This is a genomic window from Acidaminococcus sp. HCP3S3_H5, from assembly GCF_052122235.1.
Lineage (GTDB): Bacteria > Bacillota > Negativicutes > Acidaminococcales > Acidaminococcaceae > Acidaminococcus.
In genome coordinates this window covers 109,694-133,174 of sequence record NZ_JBQKCS010000004.1, presented here as the reverse complement: position 1 = coordinate 133,174, position 23,481 = coordinate 109,694, and the positions used below count along the sequence as shown (strand labels likewise).

The following is a 23,481-nucleotide window of genomic DNA, read 5'->3' as shown; positions in this document are numbered from 1 at the left end:
TAAATCTGACCCGTTCTCGATGAGATATCCGTTTCTATATCCAGTACGACCCTGGTTCTGTACCTTCAAAAGAACCTGGCTGAAGGACAGGTTCTATCCAATGGCCCGAGACTCACAACTGGAGACCCGAGACCTCAAAAAGGGGCTGTTGCATATGCAACAGCCCCTTTTGCTTACCCCAGAATCAGATACAAAATATACACATTGATCATAGCGGCAATACCGGTTACCAGGGTTCCCATGGTCTGGGCCCGGTAGCCGTCCTGGACCTCCATGTCCCCGAAGTTGGTGACCACCCAGAAATAGGAGTCATTGGCATGGGACACGGTCATGGCACCGGCGCCGATGGCGATAACCGTCATGGCGGCCATCATGGGTGTACCCAGTCCCAGGGTCCCCATCAAGGGCGCCATGATCCCGGCGGTGGTGGTAATGGCCACCGTGGAAGAGCCCTGGGCCGTCTTCAGGATGGCGGACAGCAGGAAGGGGAAGAAAATCCCCAGGTTGGCCAGAGTGTTGGAATTGGCTTTAATGAAAGCCACCATGCTGGTGGAGGCAATGACCTTGCCCAACACCCCGCCGGCGGCGGTGATGAACAGGATGGGTCCCACCACTTTCAGGGTATCATTGGTAATATCGTAGAAAGCCTTCATTTTGTCCGGAATGGTGCTCTGCATCAGCACCAGGATCCCCAGGAGCACACCCACGCTGATGGCGATGATGGGAGTCCCCAGGAAGGTGATTACGTCCGTTTTGGTGCCGGCCATGGCCATGGCACTGGACAGTCCCATGAGGATGATGGGGACCACAATGGGAGCAAAGCTCATGAACGCACTGGGCAGCTGGCCATAGCTTTTAATCAGGTCTTCATAGGTCTGCTGGGTTTCAGCCGGGTCAGCGCTTTCTGCCCGTTCTTCCTTGGACTTCACTTTTGTACCGATATAGTTGGCATAGAAATAGGCGGCAATCATGGGCAGGATGGAAGACGCAGTGCCCAGACCGATGATCAGGATCAGGTTGGGTTCCAGGCCCATCCCTTCATAAATGGTGTTGGCAGCGGCAATGGGCCCCGGTGTAGGAGGAATGAAGCAGTGAGAAATATACAGCCCCATGGACATGGCTACAGCCGTGGCAACGGCAGAACAATGGGTCCGGCGCACCAGAGCCTTCCGGATGGGGTTCAGGATGACGAACCCGCTGTCACAGAACACGGGAATGGATACGATCCACCCCATGATCAGTACGGCCAGACTGGTATTGTTCTTCCCTACCAGACGGACCACACAGTCGGCCATTTTCAGGGCCGCCCCTGTTTTTTCCAGAATGGTGCCGATCAGGGCCCCCATAATGATCACAATGCCGATGCTGGTAAAGGTACCGGCGAATCCGGCACTGACCACATCAGCAATCCCCAGCACTTTCCCATGCTTCACCAGAGGAATCCCGCCGATCAGGCCGAAGATCACGGAAACTCCCAGGATTGCCAGGAAAGGATGGATGCGGAATTTGGAAATGGCTATGATCATAACGATAATGGCAATGACAAAAGCAAAAATCAACGGTAAGCCTGTCAATTTCCTCACATCCCCTCAAAGTATTTTGAATATTTCGGCCTCTCGCCTTATAGTATACGCTGTTCGCTAAAAATGTAAACGGTATTTTTTCTAATGGCCACTCTCTTTTCTTCTTTTATCTGTTCCCTTTTCTGCCCAGAAAGGGTATGATAAAAGAAAAAGCCCAGGGAGGATGTGCCATGACCAAAGGGATCAACCAGAAACTGAAAATGCTCTATCTGGAGGAAATCTTCGAAAAGGAAACTGACGACGACCACAGTCTCACCCTCCAGGAAATCACGGAAAAGCTCCATGAAAAAGGCGTCAACGCAGACCGGAAAACCCTGTATACGGATTTTGAAGAACTGCGGAATTACGGCCTGGACATCATCTGTTCCAACGACGGACGGAACTGCGCCTATCATCTGGGGAACCGGCGGTTCCAGATCCCCGAGCTGAAGCTGCTGGTGGATTCCGTCCAGGCGGCCCGGTTCCTGTCCGACGAAAAGTCCCACAAGCTCATCGGCAAGCTGGAAGGGCTGGCCAGCCGGGAACAGGGGAAAAGTCTCCAGTGCCAAGTGGTGATCGCCGGACGGGTCAAGACCCCCAACGAGACTGTTTACCTGACTGTGGACCGGCTCAACCAGGCCATCAATGCCAATGTCCAGGTCCGGTTCCACTACAACCGGTGGAATGCCAAAAAGCAGCTGGTGCCCCGGAACAACGGGAACTGGTTCCAGGTCAGCCCCTGGCTGCTGATCCTGTCGGAAGAAAACTACTACCTGGCCGCCTACTATGCGGAAACCGGGGAAATCCGCCACTACCGGGTGGACAAGATCACGGACCTGGAACTGCTGGAAGGCCAGCCCCGGGAAGGACAGGAAGCCTATGACCAGCTGGATATCCCCAAATACACCGATGTGCATTTCGGCATGTTCAACGGAGAACAAACGGAAGTGGAGCTGAAGATTCACAATGAGAAAGTGGGGATCTTCATCGACCGGTTCGGTCAGAACATCATGCTGGTCCCGGATGGACCAGATCAGGTACGGCTTACGGTAAAGGTGGACGTAAGTGCCCAGTTCCTGGGGTGGATCATGGCCCTGGGCCCGGGGGTGGAAATCACCCGGCCGGAATGGGTCAGGGAAAAGATGGCCCAGGAAGCGGAGCGGATTTTGGGAGTGTATAAGTAGAGGGGGGGCGCCAGGCGCCCCTCTTTGTCAATGGTCAGCGGCCGAAGGAAGGCAAATACGCTCCATTTGCCTTTGAACAGAAAGAGCGGGCCGGGGCACGCCCGTCCCGGTATGCAACAACAAAAAAGCACACTGTTTCCACAGTGTGCTCATTCTTTGAATGGTGCGGGCAAGAGGAATTGAACCTCCACGGGGTTGCCCCCACTAGCTCCTGAAGCTAGCGCGTCTGCCAGTTCCGCCATGCCCGCATATGAAATTTGTTGTCGAGCCCTCTCGCTTTTCCCCCGGTATTGGAAAGTTGGTGCGGTTGGCGGGACTTGAACCCGCATGAGGTTTCCCTCACCAGCCCCTCAAGCTGACGCGTCTGCCTTTCCGCCACAACCGCAAAGTTGTGTGATTGCTGAGGTGAAAAGTTTGGTGCGGGCAAGAGGAATTGAACCTCCACGGGGTTGCCCCCACTAGCTCCTGAAGCTAGCGCGTCTGCCAGTTCCGCCATGCCCGCTTGTTTATTTCTCAATCGGCAACAAAGAAATAATACCACAATCAGGAATCTTCGTCAATAGTTTTTTAATGTTTTTTTATATAAATTTTGGTAGTTGTCCCTGTCGTTCAAAACCTTCTGCACATAGGCCCGGGTATCACTGAAGGGGATCTGGGCAGGATTGTTGAAATCATAATCCCATCCATAATCCTTCATCCATTCCTTCACCGTGCCCCGGCCGGCGTTGTAGGCGGCCAGCATCAGCACCTCATTGCCGTGGAATTCGCTTTCCAGTTCCGCCAGGTACCAGCAGCCGAATTTGATGTTCAGCTCCGGCTTCAGCAGCATGGAATCCCGGAAATTGGGAAAATCCGTGCATTTGGCGATCCAGGCCCCGGTTTCCGGGGTGATCTGCATAAGTCCCATGGCTCCGGCTTTGGACTGGGCCTCCGGTTTGAAGTTGCTTTCGTTTTTGATCACAGCCACCGCCAGGAAGGGATCCACCCGGTACTGGGCGCTGTACAGATGGATTTCCCGGGCATAAGGCCAGTTGTAGACGAACTTCCGCTGGGCAGTATCCGTCTTCCAGCCAAAATACCCAGCCACCATCAGCAGCAGGAACACCAGCACCACCGGCAGACACCCGGGCCGCTTTGTCTTTCTCTTCCGTTCCAAAACAATCCCTCACAATAAATCTATCTTCCGCGCTCTTCCGGAAAAGTCCCTGCTCTTCCGGAAGGCGTCCATTTCTTTTTTCCTACTATCATATCAAATCTGCCGGCGGTGTTTCAACTGTTCTTTGCAACATTACGGCAAACTCAGAGAGAGAGCCGGTCCAGTTCCCGGTCCACCTGCCGGTACAAATCTTCCAGGGTACCCCGATTGTCCAGCACCACCTGGGCCTGTTTCCGTTTTTCTTCCAGGGACAGCTGCTTCCGGATCCGGTCTTTTACCTCTTCCCGGGTCATGCCGGACCGGGCCATGGCCCGGCGGATCTGCTCCTCTTCCGGAATATACACCAGCCATACGGTATCCGTCACCTTTTCCCAGCCGCATTCCAGGAGGAGAGGGGCATCCAAAATCACCACGGGGTCCTGCCGGTGGGCAGCCAGAAAAGCATCCCGTTTTTCCTCCACGGCCCGGTGGACAATGGCATTCAGCTGCCGGAGCACCGCCGGGTCATGGAAGGCCAGCCGGGCCATTTCCTTCCGGTCCAATTCCCCTTTCTCCGTCAGGATGGCCGGCCCGAAAACCTCCACCAGTTGCCGGAGACAGGGGGATCCGGCCTTTTCCACTTCCCAGGCGGCCGCATCCGCGTCGAACACCGGGATTCCCTTTTCTTTCAGATAGGCACTGACCGTGCTCTTCCCGGAAGCAATGCCTCCGGTGAGTCCGATTACCTTCATGGTTCCTCCTTATTTCTGGCACCGGGGACAGTAAACACTGCCCCGGCCGGCCACTTTGATCTGCTTCAGCAGGGTACCGCAGTGTTTGCAGGGCAGGCCCTTCCGATGGTACACCTGGAGATACAGGCTGTTGTCCCCCATGTGCCCGTCCGCATCCTGGTAGTTCCGGAAGGTGGTACCATGGTGTTCCAGCCCCTGGCGGATCACCCCTTTGATGGCCATAGCCAGAGCTTCCCAGTCCTTCCGGGTCATCCGGTTCACCCGGCGGGTGGGGCGGATCCCGGCAGCAAACAGGGCCTCATCGGCATAGATGTTTCCCAGGCCGGCAATAATGGTCTGGTCCAGGATGAAGGCTTTCACTACGGCGGTCTTTCCCCGTGCCTTTTCCCGGAGATACTCCGGAGTCAGAACCGGATCCAGAGGCTCCGGTCCCAGGCTTTCGTACCCTTTGTCCTTCCATTCATCTTCCCCCACCAGGGCTGCCACTCCGAAGGTACGGATGTCACTGAAGTACAGGTTTTCGTCTCCGGACAGATAAAAAGCCATCCGGGTATGGGGCGGTTCCGGAGCGGTTTTGGGCAGGGCCAGCAAAGCTCCGGTCATCCGGAGATGGATCAGCAGCCAGTCCCCTTTTTCCAGGTCCAGCCGCAGGTATTTTCCCCGGCGCTCCACTCCGGTGAACCGGGCTCCCTGGAGCTTTTGGACAAAAGTTCCCGGATCCGGATGGAGGATCATTTTGGGCAGATCCACCCGGACCTTTTCGATGGTTTTTCCTGTTATATGAGGAAGCAGGCTGATCCGTACCTGTTCCACTTCCGGCAGTTCCGGCATGGTTCCTCCTTACTTGGCCTGAGCCCAGTTTTTCCCGGTGGCTACATCCGCCACCAGGGGTACCGCCAGTTCCACCGCGTGTTCCATGGTGTCCTTGACGATTTGGGCCACCTGGTCCTTTTCTTCTTCCGTGACTTCCAACACCAGTTCGTCGTGGACCTGGAGCAGCACCCGGCTTTTCACCTGGGCTTTCTTCAGGTTTTCCGCTACTTTCAGCATGGCCACCTTGATGATGTCCGCCGCCGTTCCCTGGATGGGAGTGTTGATGGCAGTCCGTTCCGCAAAGCTCCGGCGGTTGAAATTCTTGGCGTTGATGTCCGGCAGGTACCGGCGGCGTCCGAACAGGGTCTCCACATAGCCCATTTCCCGAGCCTTCTGTTTTTCCCGTTCCATATAATCCTTCACCCCGGTGTACCGGGCAAAATAGCTTTCAATATACTGGGCCGCCTCTCCCCGGGGCACCCCCAGCTGCCGGGCCAGGCCGAAATCGCTGATCCCGTAGATGATCCCGAAATTCACAGTCTTGGCCTTGCTCCGCATGTAGGGTGTCACCTGGTCCAGAGGCACCCCGAAGATTTCCGAAGCGGTCCGGGCATGGACATCCTGGCCGTGACGGAAGGAATCCAGCAGCAGTTCATCCTGGGCAATGCTGGCCATCACCCGGAGTTCCACCTGGGAATAATCGCAGCTCATGAGCAGATCGTAATCTTTCCCGGGCACGAACATTTCCCGCATCCGTTTCCCCACTTCTGTCCGGGTAGGGATGTTCTGAAGGTTGGGTTCCGTGCTGGACAGCCGGCCGGTCACTGTGGCCATCTGGTTGAAATGGGTGTGGATCCGGCCGGTGGCCGGGTTGATCAGGGGATGGAGACCCAGGAGATAAGTAGACAGGAGTTTGGACAGCTGCCGATATCTGATCAGAGTCTCGATGATGGGATGTTCCCCCTGGAGAGCTTCCAGTACCGACACATCAGTGGAATAGCCGGTCTTGGTCTTTTTGATAACGGGCAGCCCCAGTTTTTCAAAGAGCAGGGCCCCCAGCTGTTTGGGAGAATTCAGGTTGAACTGTTCCCCTGCCTGGTCAAAAGCCTGCTGTTCCAGAGCCTGTACCTTTTTGGTCATTTCTTCGGTGACTTCGTCCAGCATGGCCTGGTCGATGGTGATCCCGTTCCATTCCATTTCCGCCAGGTTTTCCGTAAGGGGCAGTTCGATGGTTTCATAGAGCCGGGTAAGTCCCCGTTCCTGGAGCCTGTCCCGGAGCACCGGCACCAGGGCCGCTGTATCCTGGGCGGCTTCTCCGCTGGCCGCCGGGAGGAATTCTTCTCCCAAACCCTGGATCCCGTAGCTGCTGGCTCCCGGTTCATAAAGATAGCCGGCCAGGGAAGGATCGTCGGTGACTCCCTGAAGGGCTTTCCCTTGTCCCATCATATATTTGTACAGCTCCTTGGGATCTGCCACCGCCTTGGGCAGATCCGGATTCTCAAGAAGTGCCAGCACCGCCTGTTTCCCCGCCTGTTCCGGGTGGAAGACATAATGCTTTCCGGCAAAGACCAGGTCCAGCTGTTCCAGCCGCTGGCTGGGCAGATTGCCCTGGAGAACATAGGCCAGGGCCACCTGGTCCCCTTTGGCCCGGATTTCTTCCACCAGCCTGTCTCCCTGGGCATCGTCGCTGATTTCCACCCTTTCCAGGGTATCTGCAGCTACCGGCTGACCGAACAGGGACAGAGGATCATCGTTGGCCCCTTCCGTGCCTGCTGCGCAGCCCAGTACCGGTACGAACCGGTCCCACAGGTTCTTGAACTGGAGTTCCTGCATCAGTTTCCGGCTTTCTTCCGTCAGACCTGTGAGAGGATAGGCCGCCGGATCCTTTTCAATGGGTACCTGGAGACAGATGGTGGCCAGGTCTTTGGACAAAAGGGCCTGATCCCGGTTGTTCCGGAGCTTCTCCTGAAGGGCTTTTCCCTTCACTTCTTCCGCATGGTCCAGGGTGTTTTCCACGGTGCCGTACTGGGCAATCAGCTTCAGGGCCGTTTTGGGGCCCACTCCCGGTACCCCGGGGATGTTGTCGCTGGTATCCCCCATGAGCCCTTTCAGGTCGATGATCTGCCGGGGTTCCAGTCCCTGGTATTCTTCCCCGAAGGCCTTTTCGTCATAGACGGCAATATTGGAAATCCCTTTTTTGGTGAACAGCACCTGGACATTGTTTTTGATCAGCTGGAATTCATCCCGGTCCCCGGTGACGATCCGGACCTGGACACTGTCCGGAGCCCCGCTGGACAGGGTGCCGATAATATCATCCGCTTCGTAGTTGTCCACTTCCAGGGTGGGGATCCCCATGGCCTGGAGCAGTCGGATGGACAGAGGGAACTGTTCCTTCAGTTCCGGAGGCGTAGCCTTCCGCTGGCCCTTATAGTCCGGGAATTTTTCCGTTCGGAAGGTTTTCCGGGATTTGTCGAAAGCCACCAGCATGTAGCTGGGTTTGATCTCCTGGAGCAGCTTCAGGATCATATTGCACAGGCCGTACACCGCCCCGGTGTTGACCCCTTTTTTATTGGTCAAAGGCGGCAGAGCAAAGAAAGCCCGGTGGATCAGACTGCTGCCGTCAATAAGAAGGAATTTTTCGTCCATTGCGCACCATCCTCAGTGTTATTCTAATCGTATTATTATACCATATTTGAAAGGGACAGGGGGAGCTGTTGCGGGGGCAGCAGTTCCCGTCAACGGTCAGCGGCCGTTGCCTGCTGATAAATCCATACTACATTACTGTATTTTTTCTATTCTTCTGTTTTTGTATAGAACTGTACAGAAATAACTCTTTAGGACTTTTGTATACAATATATTAAATGCATTTTCTTGACGGTAAAAATCAATAGTGATAGCATTTTCTAGGATACAATGAAATTGGTACTGTCCTGAAAAGACAGCTGATTTTGGGGGAGGTTTTTATTATGGAATACAAATTTGCCAAACGGATGGCCGGGATGCAGGCTTCTGCGGTCCGGGAAATCCTGAAAGTGACCCAGCGTCCGGAAGTGATTTCTTTTGCCGGGGGGCTGCCGGCACCGGAACTGTTCCCGGTGGAAGAAATCGGCAAGGTGTGTCAGGAAGTCTGCGCCGCTGAAGGCCACAAGGTGCTCCAGTACGCCACCACAGAAGGCCGTCCCACCCTCCGGGCCAAGATTGCCGACCGGATGAACCGGAAATACAAATCCCATCTGAAAGCGGAAAACATCCTGATCACCACCGGCTCCCAGCAGAACCTGGACATGGCCGGGAAGATTTTCTTTGACGAAGGGGATGTGGTGCTGATGGAAAGCCCCACCTACCTGGCTGCCATCAATGCCTTCAAGGCCTACCAGCCGGTGTTCAAGGAAGTCCCCACTGACGAAAAGGGCATGATCCCGGAAGAACTGGACAAGATCCTGGCGGAAACGCCCCGGGCCAAACTGATCTATGTGATCCCGGATTTCCAGAACCCCACCGGCATCTGCTGGAGCCTGGAACGGCGGCAGAAATTCATGGAAATCGTCAACAAATACAATATCCCGGTGCTGGAAGACAATCCCTACGGGGAACTGCGCTATGAAGGGGAAACCCTCCCCTCCCTCCAGAGCATGGACACCAAAGACCTGGTGATGGCCATGGGGACCTTCTCCAAGACCTTCTGCCCGGGGCTGCGGATTGGCTGGCTGGCCGCTCCCACCACCCTGATGAAGGAATTCGTCAAGGTAAAACAGAGTGCCGACCTGCACACCTCCGCCTTTGACCAGGCCATCATCGACCGGTACATGGATGAATACAGCTTGGATGACCATGTGGCGGAAATCAACAAGCTGTACAAGCACCGCCGTGACCTGCTGCTGAAGACCATGGAAGAAACCTTCACCGACGGCACCACCTGGACCCATCCGGAAGGGGGCCTGTTCCTGTGGCTGACCTTCCCGGAAGGGGTCAGCGCTCGGAAGGTGTTCGACAAGTGCATCGAAAAGAACGTGGCCGGTGTACTGGGCGAATTCTTCTACCCCAACATCAAGAACGACCGGCACATGCGGATCAACTACTCCAACATGCCTGATGACCGGATTGTGGAAGGGGTAAAACGGATGGCTGAAGCATTGAAGGAGATCAAAGAAGGGAAGTAAAAAATGGGGCTGTTGCATAAGCAACAGCCCCATTTTTGGGTCGCGGGTCGCGAATCTTTCACCCCCTTATTTTCTCGGCCAGCAGGGGGTATCAATGCCCAGGATCTTTTTTCCGTCGAAGGGTTCAGGGCTTTCGCTGACAAAGTGGCGCTGGGCTTTCAGCACGTACTGGAATCCCTTGTACAAAAGGGGCACGTTGCAGTAGACCATGATGATGTTGGCCAGGTCGGAGAAGGCCCACAGGTTGCTCAGGTCATAGCCGGCAATGTTCACCAGGATGCCGAAGGCGGCCACCAGCAGGCACAGGCACCGGACAGTGACGATCACCTGGGGATTTTTGCTCAGACGGGCAGCGGCGATTTCCGAAAAGGACACCATTCCGATGAGACAGGTGTAGGCAAACAGGCAGAAGCACAGGGTAAGGGCCAGGTTCACCGCCGTATTGATCCCGGCAGTGGGCGTCAGCTGGGTCACGGAAAGGAGATATTTGGGCAGCTTCCCGGCGGCTTTCCAGGCGGCAGGATCCTGGGTCCAGGCATGGGCCATGATCACAATGAACCCGGTCATGGTGCAGATGATGTGAGTGTCCAGGAACACCCCGGCAGCGGACAGGAGCCCCTGTTCGCAGGGATGTTCGTCATCGGCGGATGCGGCGGACATGGTAATGGTCCCCTGGCCCGCTTCGTTGCTCATCAGCCCCCGTTTCACTCCCTGGACCAGGACGGTACCGAACACCCCGCCGAAAAAGGCTTCCGGCCGGAAGGCTCCCGCAAACACCGCTTCAAAAAAGTAAGGAACGGACCGTACATTGCCCACAATCAGCAGCACCGTAGTGGCCACGTATACCACCGCCATCACCGGAACCATGGCATTGGTGGCCTTTGTCACCTTTTTGATGCCCCCGAAGGCCAGCAGGGCAGTAAAGACCAGTACCACAGCTGCCGTGCCGTAATAGAAGAGGGAGTTGGTGGGAATCTCCGTACCGCTGACCATGGACCCGATGGCCCCTACAGAAGAAACCACATTGTATCCCTGGGCCGGCAGACATCCCAGGGCATAGAAGATGTACAGGAGAGAAAGGAAGATGCCCACACCCTGGCTGCCTCCGAAAAGAGCCCGTCCGTAAAAGGGCAGTCCCCCTACAAACTGTCCCTGACGTTTTTCCTTGAACAGCTGGGCCATGGTCCCTTCCACAAAGGCGGTAGCCATGCCGAAGAACGCAGATACCCACATCCAGAACAGGGCTCCCGGTCCCCCTACGGAAATGGCCCCGGTGACCCCCAGGATGTTCCCGGGGCCCACCCGCATGGCGGAACTGAGCATAAAGGCCGCCAGCGGCGAGATCCCGGTGGCGGCACTGCGCCGGTGGACCAGCAGCCGGATGGCCGTTCCCATATGGGTCAGCTGGATACAGTGGAGCCGGCAGGTGAAATAGATGCCGGATCCTACCAGCACAATAATGGCGAACGAAAAGCTTCCCAACAGGGGCAGGTTTTTGTACCATGCAAACTGGGTAGGAATGTCCCAGAAGAAGTCGGACAGGGGGCCGACGAACTTCAGGACAGAGTTGATCCATGCAAACAAATTCTCCATAAGCATCTCCCTCATTCATATTTTTATTCTTTTACTATAACATAGTCTGAAAGTTTTTCAACAAATTTCGTCGTCTTTGTGAAATGACGGTAGAAATATGATAAAATAAAACATATTTTTTCCAAAATCAATCTATACCCTGTAAGAAAAGGAGTCAATTATGGAACCTGTAGATGTGGGGATCCTGTCCCTGCTGCCCCCGATTATTGCCATTTCTCTTGCGCTCATCACCAAAGAAGTGATTTCCTCCCTGATGCTGGGGATCCTGTCCGGCGGTCTGATTTATGCGGCCGCTTCCGGCGGAGGCCTGGTGGACATGAGCTCCGCCGCCTTTGAGATCATGTCCAAAACCGTCGGTACTCCGGACAAGTTCAACATCATCCTGTTCCTGGCCCTGCTGGGCTCCCTGGTGGCTGTGGTGAACAAGGCCGGCGGTTCCCAGGCCTACGGTCAGTGGGCCACCAAAAAAATCACCAGCCGCCGGGCTGCAGAACTGGCCACCAGCATCCTGGGGATCCTGATTTTCATCGATGACTATTTCAACTGCCTCACCGTAGGTACGGTCATGAAGCCGGTAACGGACAAGTACCGGATTTCCCGGGCCAAGCTGGCCTACATCATCGATACCACCGCCGCCCCCGTGTGCATCATCGCCCCCATTTCCAGCTGGGCTGCTGCCGTAGGGTCCACCCTGTACGAAACCGGCGCCTTCCCCAATGAAATGTCCGCTTTCTTCGCCACCATCCCCTACAACATGTACACCATCCTGTCCATCCTGATGGTCACCGTCCTGTCCGTTACGGACCTGGAATTCGGGCCCATGGCCACAGTGGAAGACCTGGCGGAAACCAAAGGAGAACTGGGCGCCATTGATCAGAAAGCCCGGGAACAGCAGCAGCCGGTGACTGCCAAAGGCACCGTGTATGACCTGCTGATCCCCATTGCCGCTCTCATCGTCTTTACCATCCTGGCCATGCTGTACAACGGAGGCTACTGGTCCAAAGGGCTCTCCTTCCAGGCCGCCATCGGCAACAGCAATTCTTCCGCCGCGCTGGTGCTGGGCGGGTTCTGGGCCCTGGTGGTGGCCTTTGTCCAGTTCGTTCCCCGCAGGCTCCTGAGCTTCCGGCAGTTCATGGACAGCATCGGTGCCGGGATCAACACCATGGTCCCTGCCTACATCATCCTGACCCTGGCCTGGACCATCGGCACCCTGTGCCAGAACTACCTGGGCACCGGGAAATACATTGGCATGCTGGTCCAGACCAGCCATCTACCCATGGAACTGCTGCCGGCCATTGTATTCCTGGTGGCAGCCGGGCTTTCCTTCTCCATCGGTACTGCCTGGGGCACCTTCGGTCTGTTCATCCCCATTGTGGTGTTCATCTGCCAGTCCGCCACTCCCACCATCATGACCGTGACCCTGTCCGCCACCCTGGCCGGCTCCGTGTTCGGGGACCACTGCTCCCCCATTTCTGACACCACCATCCTCTCCTCTTCCGGGGCCGGATGCAGCCACATCCAGCATGTGGGGACCCAGATCCCCTACGCCTGCCTGGTGGCCGCCTGCTGTTTCATGGCCTACCTGGCCGCCGGTTTCTCCGGGGGCAGCGTGGTCCTGACCCTCATCACCGGCATCGGTCTTCTGCTGCTGGCCCTGTTCCTGCTCCACAGACGGGCCAGAATGAGATTGAAGAAAAAAGGGGTGTGAAAAAATTCACACCTGTAACCAAAGGGGGTGTTGCACCTTATGTGCAACACCCCCTTTTTATTCCCGCGTTTGGAGTTGTGGCCGGTTCCTTCTTACTTTACGATGGTCACCGGGCAATGAGCGCTCTGGGATACCTTGGTACTGACACTGCCCAGGAAGAACCCTGCCAGTACACCCATACCCCGGTTGCCCATGATGATCATGTCCACATCATCCTTCTCGGCTTCCCCACAAATCCGTTCTGCCGGATCGATGTCAACCACTTTCTTGAAGGTGATGGTGCTGTAGGAAACTTTCTTGGCTTCCCGTTCTGCTTCTTCCAGCGGAGTGGGAGCAGCCGCTTCCAGCGGGATGATATTGCCGTTTTTGTCCTTCCGGGGAGGTTTGATCCGGCTCAGGTCATAAGGCACGTCAATATTGATCACAATGATCTGGGATCCGAATTTGCTGCCAAGTTCCATGGCAAAATCCAGAGCCCGGAGGGCAATTTTCGAACCGTCTACAGGAACCAGGATTTTGTTGATCATAAGATATTCCCCCTTTTCCGGAACAATCTTGGGTTATTTCACAATGAGCACCGGCACATCGGCATACTGGGACACCTTGCTGCTGACGCTGCCCAGGAAGAATTCCGCAATGCCGCTGAGGCCCCGGCTGCCGATGACGATGGCGGAACATTTCTTGTCCTTGCATACGGCCAGCACCCGTTCAGACGGATGGCCCACTTCCAGGTCGAATTCTGCCTTGCCTTTGAAGTCCTTCAGCTTTTCTTTGGCTGTATCCAGGACACTGTTGCCGATTTTCGTCAGTTCTTCATTTCCCTGACTGATGGTTGCCTGATCCAAAGGCACCACCAGCATGGCCGAATTGTTGTAGGGCTGGATTACGTTCACCACCAGCAGTTCTCCCTTGAAGGCTTCCGCCAGTTCCCGGGCTTCCGCCAGGGCTCTCCAGGACGTTTCAGACCCATCCACCGGAACCAAGATTTTTTCAAACATACAACCACCTCCAACGCATTTTTCGTTACAATTTTTTCTTTCTTATAGAGTATATTCACCGAAAGATTGTAAATTCCTGCTTTTTCCGAAAAAAAATTGCTGCCGAAGCAGCAATTTTTTTGTCAGGTTATTTCACTACCATAACAGGGACTTTGGCATACTGGGACACCTTGCTGCTGACACTGCCCAACAGGAATTCCTCCACTCCGCTGAGGCCCCGGCTGCCGATGACGATGGTATCGCAGCCCTTGCTCTTGCAGGCGTCCAGGATCAGTTCCGCCGGGTTCCCGGTTTCTTCCACATATTCCACTTCACCCTTATAGCCGCTGAGTTTTTCCTTGGCCAGTTCCAGGGTGGCAAAACCGGCTTTTTTCATAGCTGCATTGTTCTGATCGATCAGGGTCTGGTCCAGGGACATCTGGAGCAGGCCGCCGGCCCCGTAGGGCAGCATCACCGTAATGACCATCAGGACGCCGTCATATTTTTCCGCCAGGGATTTCCCCGTTTCCAGAGCCTTCCAAGAAGTCTGGGAACCATCCACCGGCACCAGGATTTTTTTGAACATAGAATCTCCCCCTTTATTTCACTACGAATACAGGTACTTCCGCATACTGGGACACTTTGGAGCTGACACTGCCCAACAGGAATTCCGTGATCCCGCTGAGGCCCCGGCTGCCGATGACCACCGAGTCACAGCCGTCTTCCCGGGACTTCTCCAGGATCAGTTCTGCCGGATTTCCTTCACCGTCTTCATAGGAAACCTTGCCATGGAAGCCATATTCCGTGAGTTTTTCTTTGGCCGTATCCAGGACCGCCAGACTGGCTTTTTTCATTTCCCGGTTGCTGCGGTCCATGAGGTTTTGATCCAGGGTAATCTGGAACAGGCTGAGGCTGTTGTACGGTTCCATAACAGTGAATACCCGGATTTCTCCCTGAAATCTGGACGCCAGCGCTGCCGCTGTTTTCAGGGCCTTCCACGCCGTATCCGATCCATCTACCGGCACCAAGATTTTTTGGAACATATACATTCATCCCCTTCCTTGCTCTTTATGGATATTATTCGCCTTTTTGCGAAAAATCCCTTTTATTTTTTGCTTTTTTTCTGATTTCTTTTCTGGTACCGGCGCATTTTCCGATCCGGGGTAAAGCCGTTCTGTCTCCGGGCCAGTTCCAGCGGTTCCGGATCCTCCGCATACTTTTTCCGGGCGTAGAGGAAAAGGGCCGCCAGGGCAGCAATGGGCAGAAGCCCCAAAACCCACCGCATGGTCTGGTCCTGGATTACCACCAGGAAGTCCCACCCCACCACTGCCAGAGGGGTCAGAATGTACCGGGCCAGTTTGGATCCGTTGAAAAACCGCATGGTCAGTCCATAGCAGAGCACAGCCATGGAAAAAGAAACCAGGGTCAGAAGCAGTACAAAAAGAAAAAATTCCATAGGGTCAAAACCTCTTTCTTGAAAATTTGCAGGGATTACAGCTGCACATGATTGGCATCGGCGTTTTCGTGGAGGGCCTGCATTTCTGTAAGGACCAGATTGGCCAGATCCACATGGCGCTGTTCTTTGAGATAGTCATGGTAATGGGACGGTCTGGCGCCAACTCCCGTATTCAGCATCCCCGGGACCACTTTTCCCTCCCCATCGAAGGAATATTGGGCATAAACGGGAATTACATGGCTGGTTCCATCCCAATACCCGGCTTTTTCATCGTCGCCTGGCTGCTCGCTGAGGACCCGCATCTGAAAGGTGACAGGAGGCAGGTTCCCGGTACGATGATTGATGAACTGGTACAGCCTGGACGTGGCATCCACAAAAGCCTTCTGGTGATTTTTTTCATCAATGACCAGCAGCCGGCGTCCCTTGCCCCCGATCAGGCTCAGACTGCCGTTGGGATCATGACCATAGGAGGTGGCCATCACCTTTCCGGAAAGACCTTCCTGATCCAGGATTTTCTGGACGGTCCCGACAGGGTCTTTTGTTTCCTGTGGCTCCGCCGTTTTTTCCGTCTTTTCCGTTTTGGCTTCCTGAGCCGCCATAGTTGCTGCCTGGGACGCTTCCTGGGATTTCTGATGCTGGAAGTAAAAGGCTCCTCCGCCCAGGAGCAGCAGGACGACAAGCCCTCCTGCCAGGATCCTGTTCCTGTTGGCAGAGGCAGGGTTCCCTCCCGCCGGTGCAGACGGCCGGGTGCTCTCTGCTCCCTGGCTCTGTATTTCCGGAACCGCTTTCCCGCAGGAAGGGCAGAACCGTACCCCGGGCTCCAGTTCCTTCCCGCAGTGAGGACAAAATCTGATCATCTTTTCCAACCTCCTGTCTTATCCATACTGTTTATTATAGCAAAAAGAAGGGGCTGTGAAAAAATGAGAAATCATTTTTTCACAGCCCCTTTCTGTCACTGGTCAGCGGTCACTGGTCACTGGCCGAGTGACCGGGGGTGTGAATTTCTTCACACCCCCCTCTTACCCCAGAACCACACTCCCGATGGGATATCCCACAAAGGTCATCACCAGAATGGCCAGGAGGGCGAAGATGCCTCCCCAGATGAACATATCCCGGGCGGTGGTCCAGCCGGACCCGATGGCCACGGTGTTGATGGTGGACTGGCCCGCCGGGGTCATGTTGCAGATCCCGGCCCCGAAACCGATGAGACACACTACCGCCCCTACGGAAATCACTCCCGCCGGCAGAGCCTGGCACACAGAAAGGGCCACGGCGCTGACTACGGTGGTAGTGACGATATTGGAGGAAAAGTTGGTCTCCAGTACACACCAGGCAAAGAAGAACAAAATCAGCCCCAGGACCGGCAGTCCGCTGGCTACCGGCGCCAGCATGCCGCTGAGCCAGGCCTTGATGCCCATTTCGTTGTGGGTCAGGGCGGACCCCAGCATGGTGGCGGCCCCGGTCATGACGATGGAAGCCCACAGCACCCCTTTGGTCATCACTTCTTTGAAGTTCATAATGGGTTTCCCCTCATGGCGGGCAATGAACAGGATGATGCACCCCAGAAGAGGCGGCATGGCAGTGGTCCAGCTGCTGATCATTTTATACAGGCCCGGATTCCAGCCTTTTACCAGGCTGGGCCCCACCCACAGGAGCACCGTCAGGGCCATGGTGGCCAGGATGATCTTTTCCCGGTTGTCCGCCCGGGGTACAGTGCCCCGGAGTCCCATGGCCTTCTGAGGGTCGATGGCCTGGATATCCGCCGGCCGGTACAGGAACTTGAACACCAGCAGCAGCAAAATCACCAGCAGCACCCCGGTGGGGATCCCCATGGCCATGTACTGGAACTGGTTCACATCCCGTCCGGTGGCTGCCGTATAGTACCCCATGGCCATAGTGGGCCACACATGGCCGATGGCGGTCATCCCAGAGGACAGGCTGATGCAGAAGGCCGTCCCCAGCATGATCATATTGGCAGAAGGGCTCCCCTTCTTCAGCTCCAGCACCTGGAAAATGTCTTCCAGAAAAGGCATGAAGGCCACAAACAGCACGGAAGGAGAAATGAACAGCCCCATGAAAGTCACCGCAAAGAACAGGAAGGTGACAAAAGACCAGGGGCCCCGCCGGGCAATGGCGTTGGTGATGAAGGTCACCGTGCAGCGCCGGACAAAATGGGTCTGGGACAGGGGATACACCAGCATGAAGGTGAACAGCAGGAAGGCCACGGTGGTGTTCCCGAAGGTTCCCTTCAGTGTGTTCCCGAACCCGAAATGGGGCAAAAAGCCCAGAAGGAACACGGTGATCAGACTGGGCCAGTCAATGGAAATGGTGATCCACATCATGAGGGAGGTGAGGAAGATGCCCAGCACCGCCAGCCCCTCCTGGGTCAAGGGAGCCGGTGCCGGCAGCAGTCTTACGGCAAAGCCGGCGGCCAGGGAAGCCGCCAGCCAGAACAGATCTTTTTGGGATTTAGTCATGATTCCCTCTTATTCGTTTTTCAGGATCCGGAAATCCTGGCTTTCCTTGGACAGCTGGAACATAAGCTTCTGCATGTTGGTTTCGCTGAGATCCCCCAGGATGGTCAGGTCGAAAGTGACGGTTTTTTCCGGTTTATTGAAATGGAGCAGTTCCATGTACTGCATGTTGTACCCGTAATCCCCCACCATGTTCAGGATACTGCTCATGGCATTGGGCTGATCCGGACGGGTGAGCCGGACCACCACCCGGGTGCCTCCGGAGTGGATGTCAATGTCTTTGGCCAGCTGAGCAAACAGTTGGGGATTCCAGTCAAAGAGCATGCCGTATTGGTACATCCGGCTGGTTTCCATGATCTTCCGGACCACCGCCAGGTATTCCGGCAGCCGGTCTTCCGGCACGCCCTGGGAGAGTTTTTCCAGAATGGCCTGTTCCCGGTCCGCCCGGTAAATGTTGGTCTCCCCGGCTTCCTGTTTGGCTTCCGCCACCAGTTTGGAACAGTCCAGCCGCTCCATGAGAAGAGCCCGGATCTGAGGATCGATGGCATCGATTTTGGCACGCACTTGGTCAAGTTTCATAACAATCTTCCTTTCCTACCATGCTTCTTGGATTTTTCCCCATTATAGCAAAGGGGTGTTGCCTGCGCAACACCCCTCTTTCACACTGCCGTACAGGGCTGGGCCCCCAACAGTTCTTCTTTCTCTTCTTCCACCTGACGGGCGGGCACCCGTTCCAGCCATTTCAGATCGTAGGGCTCGAACTTGCACCGGGCGTAGGCGTCCAGATCCATTACCGTGCCATCCCAGTCCGAATCGATCCGTCCATTCTGCTTGATCAGGATATCGTACAGGATGGCATAGGTTTCCCCGTCTGCCGGATCCTTTTCCACAATGGTGCTGTAGGGCAGGGTCTTGTGGTACACCAGCTCCAGATCCTTGTATTTGAAATGGAACCCGCAGCGCATCCGGCAGCCGTCCAGACCGGTGTAACAGGCCACCTGCTTCAGGTCCCGGAGAATCTGGTCATGGGGTTCGTCATACAGGTTTTCCGGGGTGGTCTCCGTATAGTCGAACCGGAACTGGATGGAAGGGGCGTGGACCTTCCGGAACCGTTCCATAAAGGGAATCAGCTGATCCTTGGGATACTTCTTGTACAGGACGCAGTTGATCCGGAACCGGACCGGCAGCCGGGCCAGGAGTCCGTCATTGGATTCCTCCACATAGTGCTGCATGTGCCGGCTGATATTGAGGCAGGTGATTTTCCCGGCATTCTTCTCCAGGAAGGCCAGCACTTCCTCTTCGCTCTGTTCCCGGCTTACCGGCAGGGTGGTGTTGATGTACACTTTATGGGTATCGGACACCTGGTCCAGCATCACCTGGAGACTTTTCAGGTTGGCCAGGGGCTCCCCTCCGGTAAAGACAAAGTCGCAGTAAGGAGTCAGGGCATCCATTTTCCGGATGCTTTCACAGATGGCCTCCAGGGAAAATCCCGTCATATCGGCATACTCTTCTTTATTCACACAGAACGGGCAGTGGTTCCGGCAGTCATAAGGCACAAAAACAGTGACCGTGGCCCCGCCGTTGCGGGTCTTGTACGGGTGTCTGGCTGCTTCCACTGCGGTTTTTTCTCTCTTGATCATGGTCAATCCCCTCGAACTTCTTTTGCAGCTCTCCCAGGAGCCGCACGCTAAAATCACACACAAACCTAGCTTATATTTTACCATAAACTGTGAAAGTGTTCCAATTTTTTCAGCAAAACTTCCGTGTTATAATGATGTCATGTCAAAAGGAGGGGTTTCCATGATTTCCATCATCCCGGAAGGGTTCAACGATTTTGCCTGCAAAGGAGGGTCCTGCCGCCATACCTGCTGCCAGGTGTGGGAAATCGACATCGATGAAGACACGGCGGAATACTACCGGCAACTGCCCGGAAAGCTGGGGGACGACCTGCGCCGGTCCATGGTCCGGGAAGACGGCACCTGGCATTTCCGGCTGAATCCCCAGGGATACTGCCATCTGCTGGATCCGGACGGACTGTGCCGGGTGATCAAGGAACTGGGGGAAGACGCCCTTTGCGATATCTGCACCGTCCATCCCCGGTTCTTCACCTATGTGTATGAATACATTCTCTGCGGCACCGGCCTGTGCTGTGAGAAGACCTGCGAGGTCATGGCGGCGCTGCCGGGGCCCCTCCACTTTACCCAGGAAGAAACCGGAGATGTTTTCACCTTTCCGGAACTGCTGGAAGAAATGGGGCTGGAGGACCTGCCGGAAGCAAAGCTCCATTTTTCTCCGGATCTGACCCGGAAAGAGCTGGAAGTAATGATCCGGGAACTTTCCGCCACAGAGCCCATCGACCAAGCCTGGACCCGGGACCTCCAGAAAATTGAAAGGGACCTGGAGGGGGCCCTGGACCGGTACCATACTTTTGCGGAGAATGCTCCCCTGCTCTTCTTCGACCGTCTGTACCAGTACATTTTCTATCGGCAGCTGGACAAGGAAGCCTCTTACGGCATGGATATCCTGGCCCGTTACGCCCAAAAGAGCACCCAGTTTATCCTGCTCCAGGCCGCCCGCACCGGAGACCTGCTGGAAGCCCCCCGCCGCTGGTCCGAGCAAATCGAGTATGATACGGAAAATGTCGATCTGCTGCTGTCCCAGCAGATCTGACAACAAAAGGGACTGTTGCGCATGCACCAGCCCCTTTTTTGCATCACTTCTTATGAAACTCTTCCAGCTCCAGGGAAGTATCCGCGTGGAGCATTTCCTGTGCCAGTTTGTCCGGGTAGGGATTGGCGTAGACGATCCGCTTGATCCCGGCGTTGATCAGGATCTTGGAACACACCACACAGGGCTGATGGGTGCAGTACAAGGTGGCGCCCAGGGTGGATACCCCGTTCACCGCCGCCTGGATCACCGCGTTCTGCTCTGCATGGATGCCCCGGCACAGCTCATGGTTCTGACCGCTGGGCACATGGAGCTTTTCCCGGAGGCATCCCACCACTTCACAGTGGGGCAGCCCCTTTGGAGTCCCGTTGTACCCGGTGGCCAGGATCTGCCGGTCCTTCACCAGCACGGCCCCCACCTTTCTCCGCAGGCAGGTGGACCGTTTGGAAACCACTTCCGCGATTTCCATGAAATAACTGTCCCAGTCAGGTCTGTCCATACCTTATTCCACCGTCCCGAACACCCGGTCCCCGGCATCCCCCAGCCCGGGCACAATGTACCCGTGCTCATTGAGATGATCATCCAGGGCCGCTGTATAGATGGGCACATCCGGGTGCAGTTTGTTCACCAGTTCCACCCCTTCCGGAGCGGCCACCAGGCACATGAACCGGAAGTGCTTGTAGCCATCGGCCTTCAGCATGGACAGGGCTGCAGCGGCACTGCCGCCGGTGGCCAGCATGGGGTCGATGAGGATGATTTCCGCATCCTTGTCCTTGGGGATCTTGCAGTAATATTTGATGGGCTCCAGAGTCTTTTCATCCCGGGTCAGGCCGATATGCCCCACCCGTGCTTCCGGGATCAGGTCCAGCACTGCATCCAGGAATCCCAGCCCCGCCCGGAGGATGGGCACCACGGTGATACCGGTGATGTCCAAGGCATACCCGGTGGTTTCCGCAATGGGAGTGGTCACCGGCACTTCCCGGATGGGCAGGTCCCGGGTCACTTCGAACAGCAGCAGCTGGGCGATTTCATCCAGCAACCGGCGGAAATTCCGGGGAGCCGTCTTTTTGTCACGCAAGTGGGTCATTTTTTCTTTGATCAGAGGATGGTTCACAACATGGATTTGCATGGTTTCAGGTTCCTTTCCCAATTACAGATTCGGATAGAGAGGGTATTTTTCACACAGGGCAGCCACCCGGGCAGCGGCTTCTTTCTGAGCTTCTTCTTTCCCAGGATTGCTGAGCACCAGGCCGATGATCCGGGCCACTTCCCGGAAGTCTTCTTCCAGGAATCCCCGGGTGGTGGCAGCCGGCGCACCCAGACGGATGCCGCTGGTCACAAAGGGGCTGGCCGGGTCGTTGGGGATGGTGTTCTTGTTGCAGGTGATGCCGATGGCATCCAGCATGTGTTCCGCGTCCTTGCCGGTAAGGCCTTTGGACCGGGTATCCACCAGTACCAGATGGTTGTCCGTACCGCCGGAAACCAGCCGCAGACCCTGTTTGGTCAGTTCTTCCGCCAGGGCAGCGGCATTTTTGATGATCTGTTTCTGGTAATCCTTGAATTCCGGTTTCAGGGCTTCGCCCAGAGCCACTGCCTTGGCGGCGATGATGTGCATGAGAGGGCCGCCCTGGGTGCCGGGGAACACCGCCTTGTCGATCTGTTTGGCGTATTTTTCCGGGCACAGGATCATGCCGCCCCGGGGTCCCCGAAGCGTCTTGTGGGTGGTGGTGGTCACCACATCCGCATAGGGCACCGGGCTGGGATGGAGTCCTGCCGCCACCAGACCGGCAATGTGTGCCATGTCGATCATCAGGAAGGCCCCCACCTTGTGGGCGATGGCCGCCATCCGTTCGAAATCGATGATCCGGGGATAGGCACTGGCCCCGCCGATGATCATTTTGGGTCGGCATTCTTCCGCGATTTTTTCCAGCTTGTCATAGTCGATCCGTTCTGTTTCAGGATCCACTCCGTAAGGGACGATGTGGAAATACTTCCCGGAGATGTTCACCGGGGATCCGTGGGACAGATGGCCCCCTTCGGACAGATTCATGCCCATCACCGTGTCTCCCGGCTGGACAAAGGCAAAGAAGGCGGCCAGGTTGGCATTGGCCCCGCAGTGAGGCTGCACATTGGCGTGTTCCGCCCCGAACAGCTCACAGGCTCTCTGACGGGCCAGTTCTTCCACCTTGTCCACGTATTCACAGCCCCCGTAATACCGGTGGCCGGGATACCCTTCCGCGTACTTGTTGGTGAGGACGGTCCCCATGGCTTCCATTACCGCCGGGGACACAAAGTTTTCCGAAGCAATCAGTTCGATTTTGTGACGCTGCCGGCCCAGTTCCTCCCCGATGGCCGCCGCCACCTGGGGATCTGCCAGGCCCAGTTTCTGGTTGTTCATCTCGTTTTCTCCTCGCTGGATTGATACGGATCGGCTCTTTTCAGGGTCTTCCGCTTATTTGTACACAGCCCGTTCCCCACCGATGAGAGGCGGCCGGGTCCGTGCTGCCGTCAGTACCGCATTCCCCAGTTTTTTCCGGGACAGACGCACCGGCACCGCCACCCGTTTCAGGTGCATGCCGATCAGGGTCTGGCCGATATCCAGCCCCATGTCCGCCTGGATTTCTTCCACCACCACCGGGTTCTTCAGTTCATTGTAGGCCGTGGCTGCAAAAGCCCCGCCGGCATGTTCGATGGGACGGACCGTCACCTGCTGCCAGCCGAATTTCTCCATGGCCTTCTGGTCCACCACCAGGGCCCGGTTCAGATGTTCGCAGCACTGGGCGGCCAGGATCATCTTGTGTTTCCGGCACACTTTCCGGAGGGTGGTGTAGAGCACCTTGGCCACTTTCATGGAACCACCGGTGCCGATTTTGTTTCCCAGCACCTCGCTGCTGCTGCAGCCCACCACCAGTACCTGACCGGCTCTGCCCTTGGCCACACCGATCAGTTCTTCCGCATCTTCCTCGATTTCCTGTGCAAGTGCCTCCAGATTCATGGTCT

At 56.0% G+C, this 23,481-nt stretch carries 23 protein-coding genes and 3 tRNA genes; 4 read left to right on the top strand and 22 right to left on the bottom strand.

The features are described 5' to 3' along the window. Positions 1-173: 173 nt before the first annotated feature. Positions 174-1,574 carry a GntP family permease gene (locus ACTQY5_RS06330; protein ID WP_154487738.1) on the bottom strand — a complete coding sequence of 467 codons (1,401 nt, stop codon included), beginning with the start codon at positions 1,572-1,574 and terminating at the stop codon, positions 174-176. Between the two features lie 179 nt (positions 1,575-1,753). Here ACTQY5_RS06330 and ACTQY5_RS06325 point away from each other — a divergent pair, with 179 nt between their 5' ends. Then, positions 1,754-2,746 (top strand): helix-turn-helix transcriptional regulator, encoded by a 993-nt coding sequence (locus ACTQY5_RS06325; RefSeq protein WP_022486607.1) that lies wholly within the window; start codon positions 1,754-1,756, stop codon positions 2,744-2,746. 161 nt (positions 2,747-2,907) lie between these two features. On the opposite strand, the gene ACTQY5_RS06320 is transcribed toward ACTQY5_RS06325, so the two are convergent. The 7 genes from ACTQY5_RS06320 to polA form a co-directional block, all read right to left on the bottom strand. Continuing rightward, a tRNA-Leu gene (locus tag ACTQY5_RS06320) sits at positions 2,908-2,994 on the bottom strand. Positions 2,995-3,045: 51 nt separating this feature from the next. Further along, positions 3,046-3,131, bottom strand: a tRNA-Leu gene (locus ACTQY5_RS06315). Positions 3,132-3,161: 30 nt separating this feature from the next. Beyond that, a tRNA-Leu gene (locus tag ACTQY5_RS06310) sits at positions 3,162-3,248 on the bottom strand. Positions 3,249-3,302: 54 nt separating this feature from the next. Then, positions 3,303-3,902, bottom strand: a complete 600-nt coding sequence (locus ACTQY5_RS06305; protein ID WP_022486911.1) for a lytic transglycosylase domain-containing protein — start codon at positions 3,900-3,902, stop codon at positions 3,303-3,305. A gap of 143 nt (positions 3,903-4,045) precedes the next feature. Next, complete coding sequence (coaE, locus tag ACTQY5_RS06300) at positions 4,046-4,633, bottom strand: dephospho-CoA kinase (protein WP_022486912.1); 588 nt, start codon at positions 4,631-4,633, stop codon at positions 4,046-4,048. Positions 4,634-4,642: 9 nt separating this feature from the next. Continuing rightward, a complete protein-coding gene (mutM, locus tag ACTQY5_RS06295) occupies positions 4,643-5,464 on the bottom strand; it encodes a bifunctional DNA-formamidopyrimidine glycosylase/DNA-(apurinic or apyrimidinic site) lyase (protein WP_022486913.1) in 822 nt (273 codons plus the stop codon). Between the two features lie 9 nt (positions 5,465-5,473). Beyond that, entirely contained in the window at positions 5,474-8,092 is a 2,619-nt protein-coding gene (gene polA, locus ACTQY5_RS06290) for a DNA polymerase I (RefSeq protein WP_441368962.1), read from the bottom strand. Between the two features lie 320 nt (positions 8,093-8,412). Between polA and ACTQY5_RS06285 the strand changes: the two genes are divergently transcribed. Further along, a complete protein-coding gene (locus ACTQY5_RS06285) occupies positions 8,413-9,606 on the top strand; it encodes an aminotransferase-like domain-containing protein (protein ID WP_022486915.1) in 1,194 nt (397 codons plus the stop codon). A 66-nt stretch (positions 9,607-9,672) separates the two neighbouring features. On the opposite strand, the gene ACTQY5_RS06280 is transcribed toward ACTQY5_RS06285, so the two are convergent. Further along, positions 9,673-11,199 carry an alanine/glycine:cation symporter family protein gene (locus ACTQY5_RS06280; RefSeq protein WP_022486916.1) on the bottom strand — a complete coding sequence of 509 codons (1,527 nt, stop codon included), beginning with the start codon at positions 11,197-11,199 and terminating at the stop codon, positions 9,673-9,675. A 160-nt stretch (positions 11,200-11,359) separates the two neighbouring features. On the opposite strand from ACTQY5_RS06280, the gene ACTQY5_RS06275 reads away from it, so the two are divergent. Next, positions 11,360-12,907: a Na+/H+ antiporter NhaC family protein gene (locus tag ACTQY5_RS06275; protein ID WP_441368961.1), complete on the top strand. Its 1,548-nt coding sequence runs from the start codon at positions 11,360-11,362 to the stop codon at positions 12,905-12,907. Between the two features lie 92 nt (positions 12,908-12,999). Here ACTQY5_RS06275 and ACTQY5_RS06270 read toward each other — a convergent pair whose 3' ends face one another. From ACTQY5_RS06270 to ACTQY5_RS06230, 9 genes are all read right to left on the bottom strand, one after another. After that, entirely contained in the window at positions 13,000-13,434 is a 435-nt protein-coding gene (locus ACTQY5_RS06270; protein ID WP_154487735.1) for a universal stress protein, read from the bottom strand. 33 nt (positions 13,435-13,467) lie between these two features. Next, on the bottom strand, positions 13,468-13,905 hold the full coding sequence (locus ACTQY5_RS06265; RefSeq protein WP_022486918.1) for a universal stress protein: 438 nt from the start codon (positions 13,903-13,905) through the stop codon (positions 13,468-13,470). A gap of 127 nt (positions 13,906-14,032) precedes the next feature. Continuing rightward, on the bottom strand, positions 14,033-14,470 hold the full coding sequence (locus ACTQY5_RS06260) for a universal stress protein (protein WP_441368960.1): 438 nt from the start codon (positions 14,468-14,470) through the stop codon (positions 14,033-14,035). A gap of 13 nt (positions 14,471-14,483) precedes the next feature. Then, a complete protein-coding gene (locus ACTQY5_RS06255; protein ID WP_154487734.1) occupies positions 14,484-14,927 on the bottom strand; it encodes a universal stress protein in 444 nt (147 codons plus the stop codon). A gap of 62 nt (positions 14,928-14,989) precedes the next feature. Further along, positions 14,990-15,340, bottom strand: coding sequence for a hypothetical protein (locus ACTQY5_RS06250; RefSeq protein ID WP_022486921.1), 351 nt, complete (start codon positions 15,338-15,340; stop codon positions 14,990-14,992). A gap of 35 nt (positions 15,341-15,375) precedes the next feature. Continuing rightward, positions 15,376-16,197, bottom strand: coding sequence for a zinc-ribbon domain-containing protein (locus ACTQY5_RS06245; RefSeq protein ID WP_441368959.1), 822 nt, complete (start codon positions 16,195-16,197; stop codon positions 15,376-15,378). Positions 16,198-16,359: 162 nt separating this feature from the next. Beyond that, positions 16,360-17,817 carry an SLC13 family permease gene (locus ACTQY5_RS06240; RefSeq protein WP_022486923.1) on the bottom strand — a complete coding sequence of 486 codons (1,458 nt, stop codon included), beginning with the start codon at positions 17,815-17,817 and terminating at the stop codon, positions 16,360-16,362. Between the two features lie 9 nt (positions 17,818-17,826). Continuing rightward, entirely contained in the window at positions 17,827-18,393 is a 567-nt protein-coding gene (locus ACTQY5_RS06235; RefSeq protein WP_154487733.1) for a chorismate mutase, read from the bottom strand. A gap of 80 nt (positions 18,394-18,473) precedes the next feature. After that, positions 18,474-19,454, bottom strand: a complete 981-nt coding sequence (locus ACTQY5_RS06230) for a 4Fe-4S cluster-binding domain-containing protein (RefSeq protein WP_022486925.1) — start codon at positions 19,452-19,454, stop codon at positions 18,474-18,476. 160 nt (positions 19,455-19,614) lie between these two features. Between ACTQY5_RS06230 and fliB the strand changes: the two genes are divergently transcribed. Continuing rightward, positions 19,615-20,484, top strand: a complete 870-nt coding sequence (fliB, locus tag ACTQY5_RS06225) for a flagellin lysine-N-methylase (RefSeq protein ID WP_441368958.1) — start codon at positions 19,615-19,617, stop codon at positions 20,482-20,484. A 43-nt stretch (positions 20,485-20,527) separates the two neighbouring features. Here the strand turns inward: fliB and ACTQY5_RS06220 are convergent, their stop codons facing one another. Genes ACTQY5_RS06220 through ACTQY5_RS06205 form a run of 4 tightly spaced genes read right to left on the bottom strand, consistent with a single transcriptional unit; the run spans position 20,528 to position 23,476 of the window. Further along, positions 20,528-20,980 carry a deoxycytidylate deaminase gene (locus tag ACTQY5_RS06220; RefSeq protein ID WP_154487731.1) on the bottom strand — a complete coding sequence of 151 codons (453 nt, stop codon included), beginning with the start codon at positions 20,978-20,980 and terminating at the stop codon, positions 20,528-20,530. A gap of 3 nt (positions 20,981-20,983) precedes the next feature. Continuing rightward, the gene (gene upp, locus ACTQY5_RS06215; protein ID WP_022486928.1) at positions 20,984-21,610 is read right to left on the bottom strand and encodes a uracil phosphoribosyltransferase; all 627 of its coding nucleotides are present in this window, start codon (positions 21,608-21,610) and stop codon (positions 20,984-20,986) included. A 21-nt stretch (positions 21,611-21,631) separates the two neighbouring features. After that, positions 21,632-22,879 (bottom strand): serine hydroxymethyltransferase, encoded by a 1,248-nt coding sequence (glyA, locus tag ACTQY5_RS06210; protein ID WP_022486929.1) that lies wholly within the window; start codon positions 22,877-22,879, stop codon positions 21,632-21,634. 54 nt (positions 22,880-22,933) lie between these two features. Beyond that, positions 22,934-23,476: a TIGR01440 family protein gene (locus ACTQY5_RS06205; protein WP_022486930.1), complete on the bottom strand. Its 543-nt coding sequence runs from the start codon at positions 23,474-23,476 to the stop codon at positions 22,934-22,936. Between the last annotated feature and the right edge of the window lie 5 nt (positions 23,477-23,481).

Excerpts from the sequence above, each read along its gene's own strand:
- ACTQY5_RS06325 (WP_022486607.1), top strand. The coding sequence starts at position 1,754 with ATGACCAAAGGGATCAACCAGAAACTGAAAATGCTCTATCTGGAGGAA.
- coaE (WP_022486912.1), bottom strand. The coding sequence starts at position 4,633 with ATGAAGGTAATCGGACTCACCGGAGGCATTGCTTCCGGGAAGAGCACG.
- mutM (WP_022486913.1), bottom strand. The coding sequence starts at position 5,464 with ATGCCGGAACTGCCGGAAGTGGAACAGGTACGGATCAGCCTGCTTCCT.
- polA (WP_441368962.1), bottom strand. The coding sequence starts at position 8,092 with ATGGACGAAAAATTCCTTCTTATTGACGGCAGCAGTCTGATCCACCGG.
- ACTQY5_RS06285 (WP_022486915.1), top strand. The coding sequence starts at position 8,413 with ATGGAATACAAATTTGCCAAACGGATGGCCGGGATGCAGGCTTCTGCG.
- ACTQY5_RS06280 (WP_022486916.1), bottom strand. The coding sequence starts at position 11,199 with ATGGAGAATTTGTTTGCATGGATCAACTCTGTCCTGAAGTTCGTCGGC.
- ACTQY5_RS06275 (WP_441368961.1), top strand. The coding sequence starts at position 11,360 with ATGGAACCTGTAGATGTGGGGATCCTGTCCCTGCTGCCCCCGATTATT.
- ACTQY5_RS06270 (WP_154487735.1), bottom strand. The coding sequence starts at position 13,434 with ATGATCAACAAAATCCTGGTTCCTGTAGACGGTTCGAAAATTGCCCTC.
- ACTQY5_RS06265 (WP_022486918.1), bottom strand. The coding sequence starts at position 13,905 with ATGTTTGAAAAAATCTTGGTTCCGGTGGATGGGTCTGAAACGTCCTGG.
- ACTQY5_RS06260 (WP_441368960.1), bottom strand. The coding sequence starts at position 14,470 with ATGTTCAAAAAAATCCTGGTGCCGGTGGATGGTTCCCAGACTTCTTGG.
- ACTQY5_RS06255 (WP_154487734.1), bottom strand. The coding sequence starts at position 14,927 with ATGTTCCAAAAAATCTTGGTGCCGGTAGATGGATCGGATACGGCGTGG.
- ACTQY5_RS06250 (WP_022486921.1), bottom strand. The coding sequence starts at position 15,340 with ATGGAATTTTTTCTTTTTGTACTGCTTCTGACCCTGGTTTCTTTTTCC.
- ACTQY5_RS06245 (WP_441368959.1), bottom strand. The coding sequence starts at position 16,197 with ATGATCAGATTTTGTCCTCACTGCGGGAAGGAACTGGAGCCCGGGGTA.
- ACTQY5_RS06240 (WP_022486923.1), bottom strand. The coding sequence starts at position 17,817 with ATGACTAAATCCCAAAAAGATCTGTTCTGGCTGGCGGCTTCCCTGGCC.
- ACTQY5_RS06235 (WP_154487733.1), bottom strand. The coding sequence starts at position 18,393 with ATGAAACTTGACCAAGTGCGTGCCAAAATCGATGCCATCGATCCTCAG.
- ACTQY5_RS06230 (WP_022486925.1), bottom strand. The coding sequence starts at position 19,454 with ATGATCAAGAGAGAAAAAACCGCAGTGGAAGCAGCCAGACACCCGTAC.
- fliB (WP_441368958.1), top strand. The coding sequence starts at position 19,615 with ATGATTTCCATCATCCCGGAAGGGTTCAACGATTTTGCCTGCAAAGGA.
- ACTQY5_RS06220 (WP_154487731.1), bottom strand. The coding sequence starts at position 20,980 with ATGGACAGACCTGACTGGGACAGTTATTTCATGGAAATCGCGGAAGTG.
- upp (WP_022486928.1), bottom strand. The coding sequence starts at position 21,610 with ATGCAAATCCATGTTGTGAACCATCCTCTGATCAAAGAAAAAATGACC.
- glyA (WP_022486929.1), bottom strand. The coding sequence starts at position 22,879 with ATGAACAACCAGAAACTGGGCCTGGCAGATCCCCAGGTGGCGGCGGCC.
- ACTQY5_RS06205 (WP_022486930.1), bottom strand. The coding sequence starts at position 23,476 with ATGAATCTGGAGGCACTTGCACAGGAAATCGAGGAAGATGCGGAAGAA.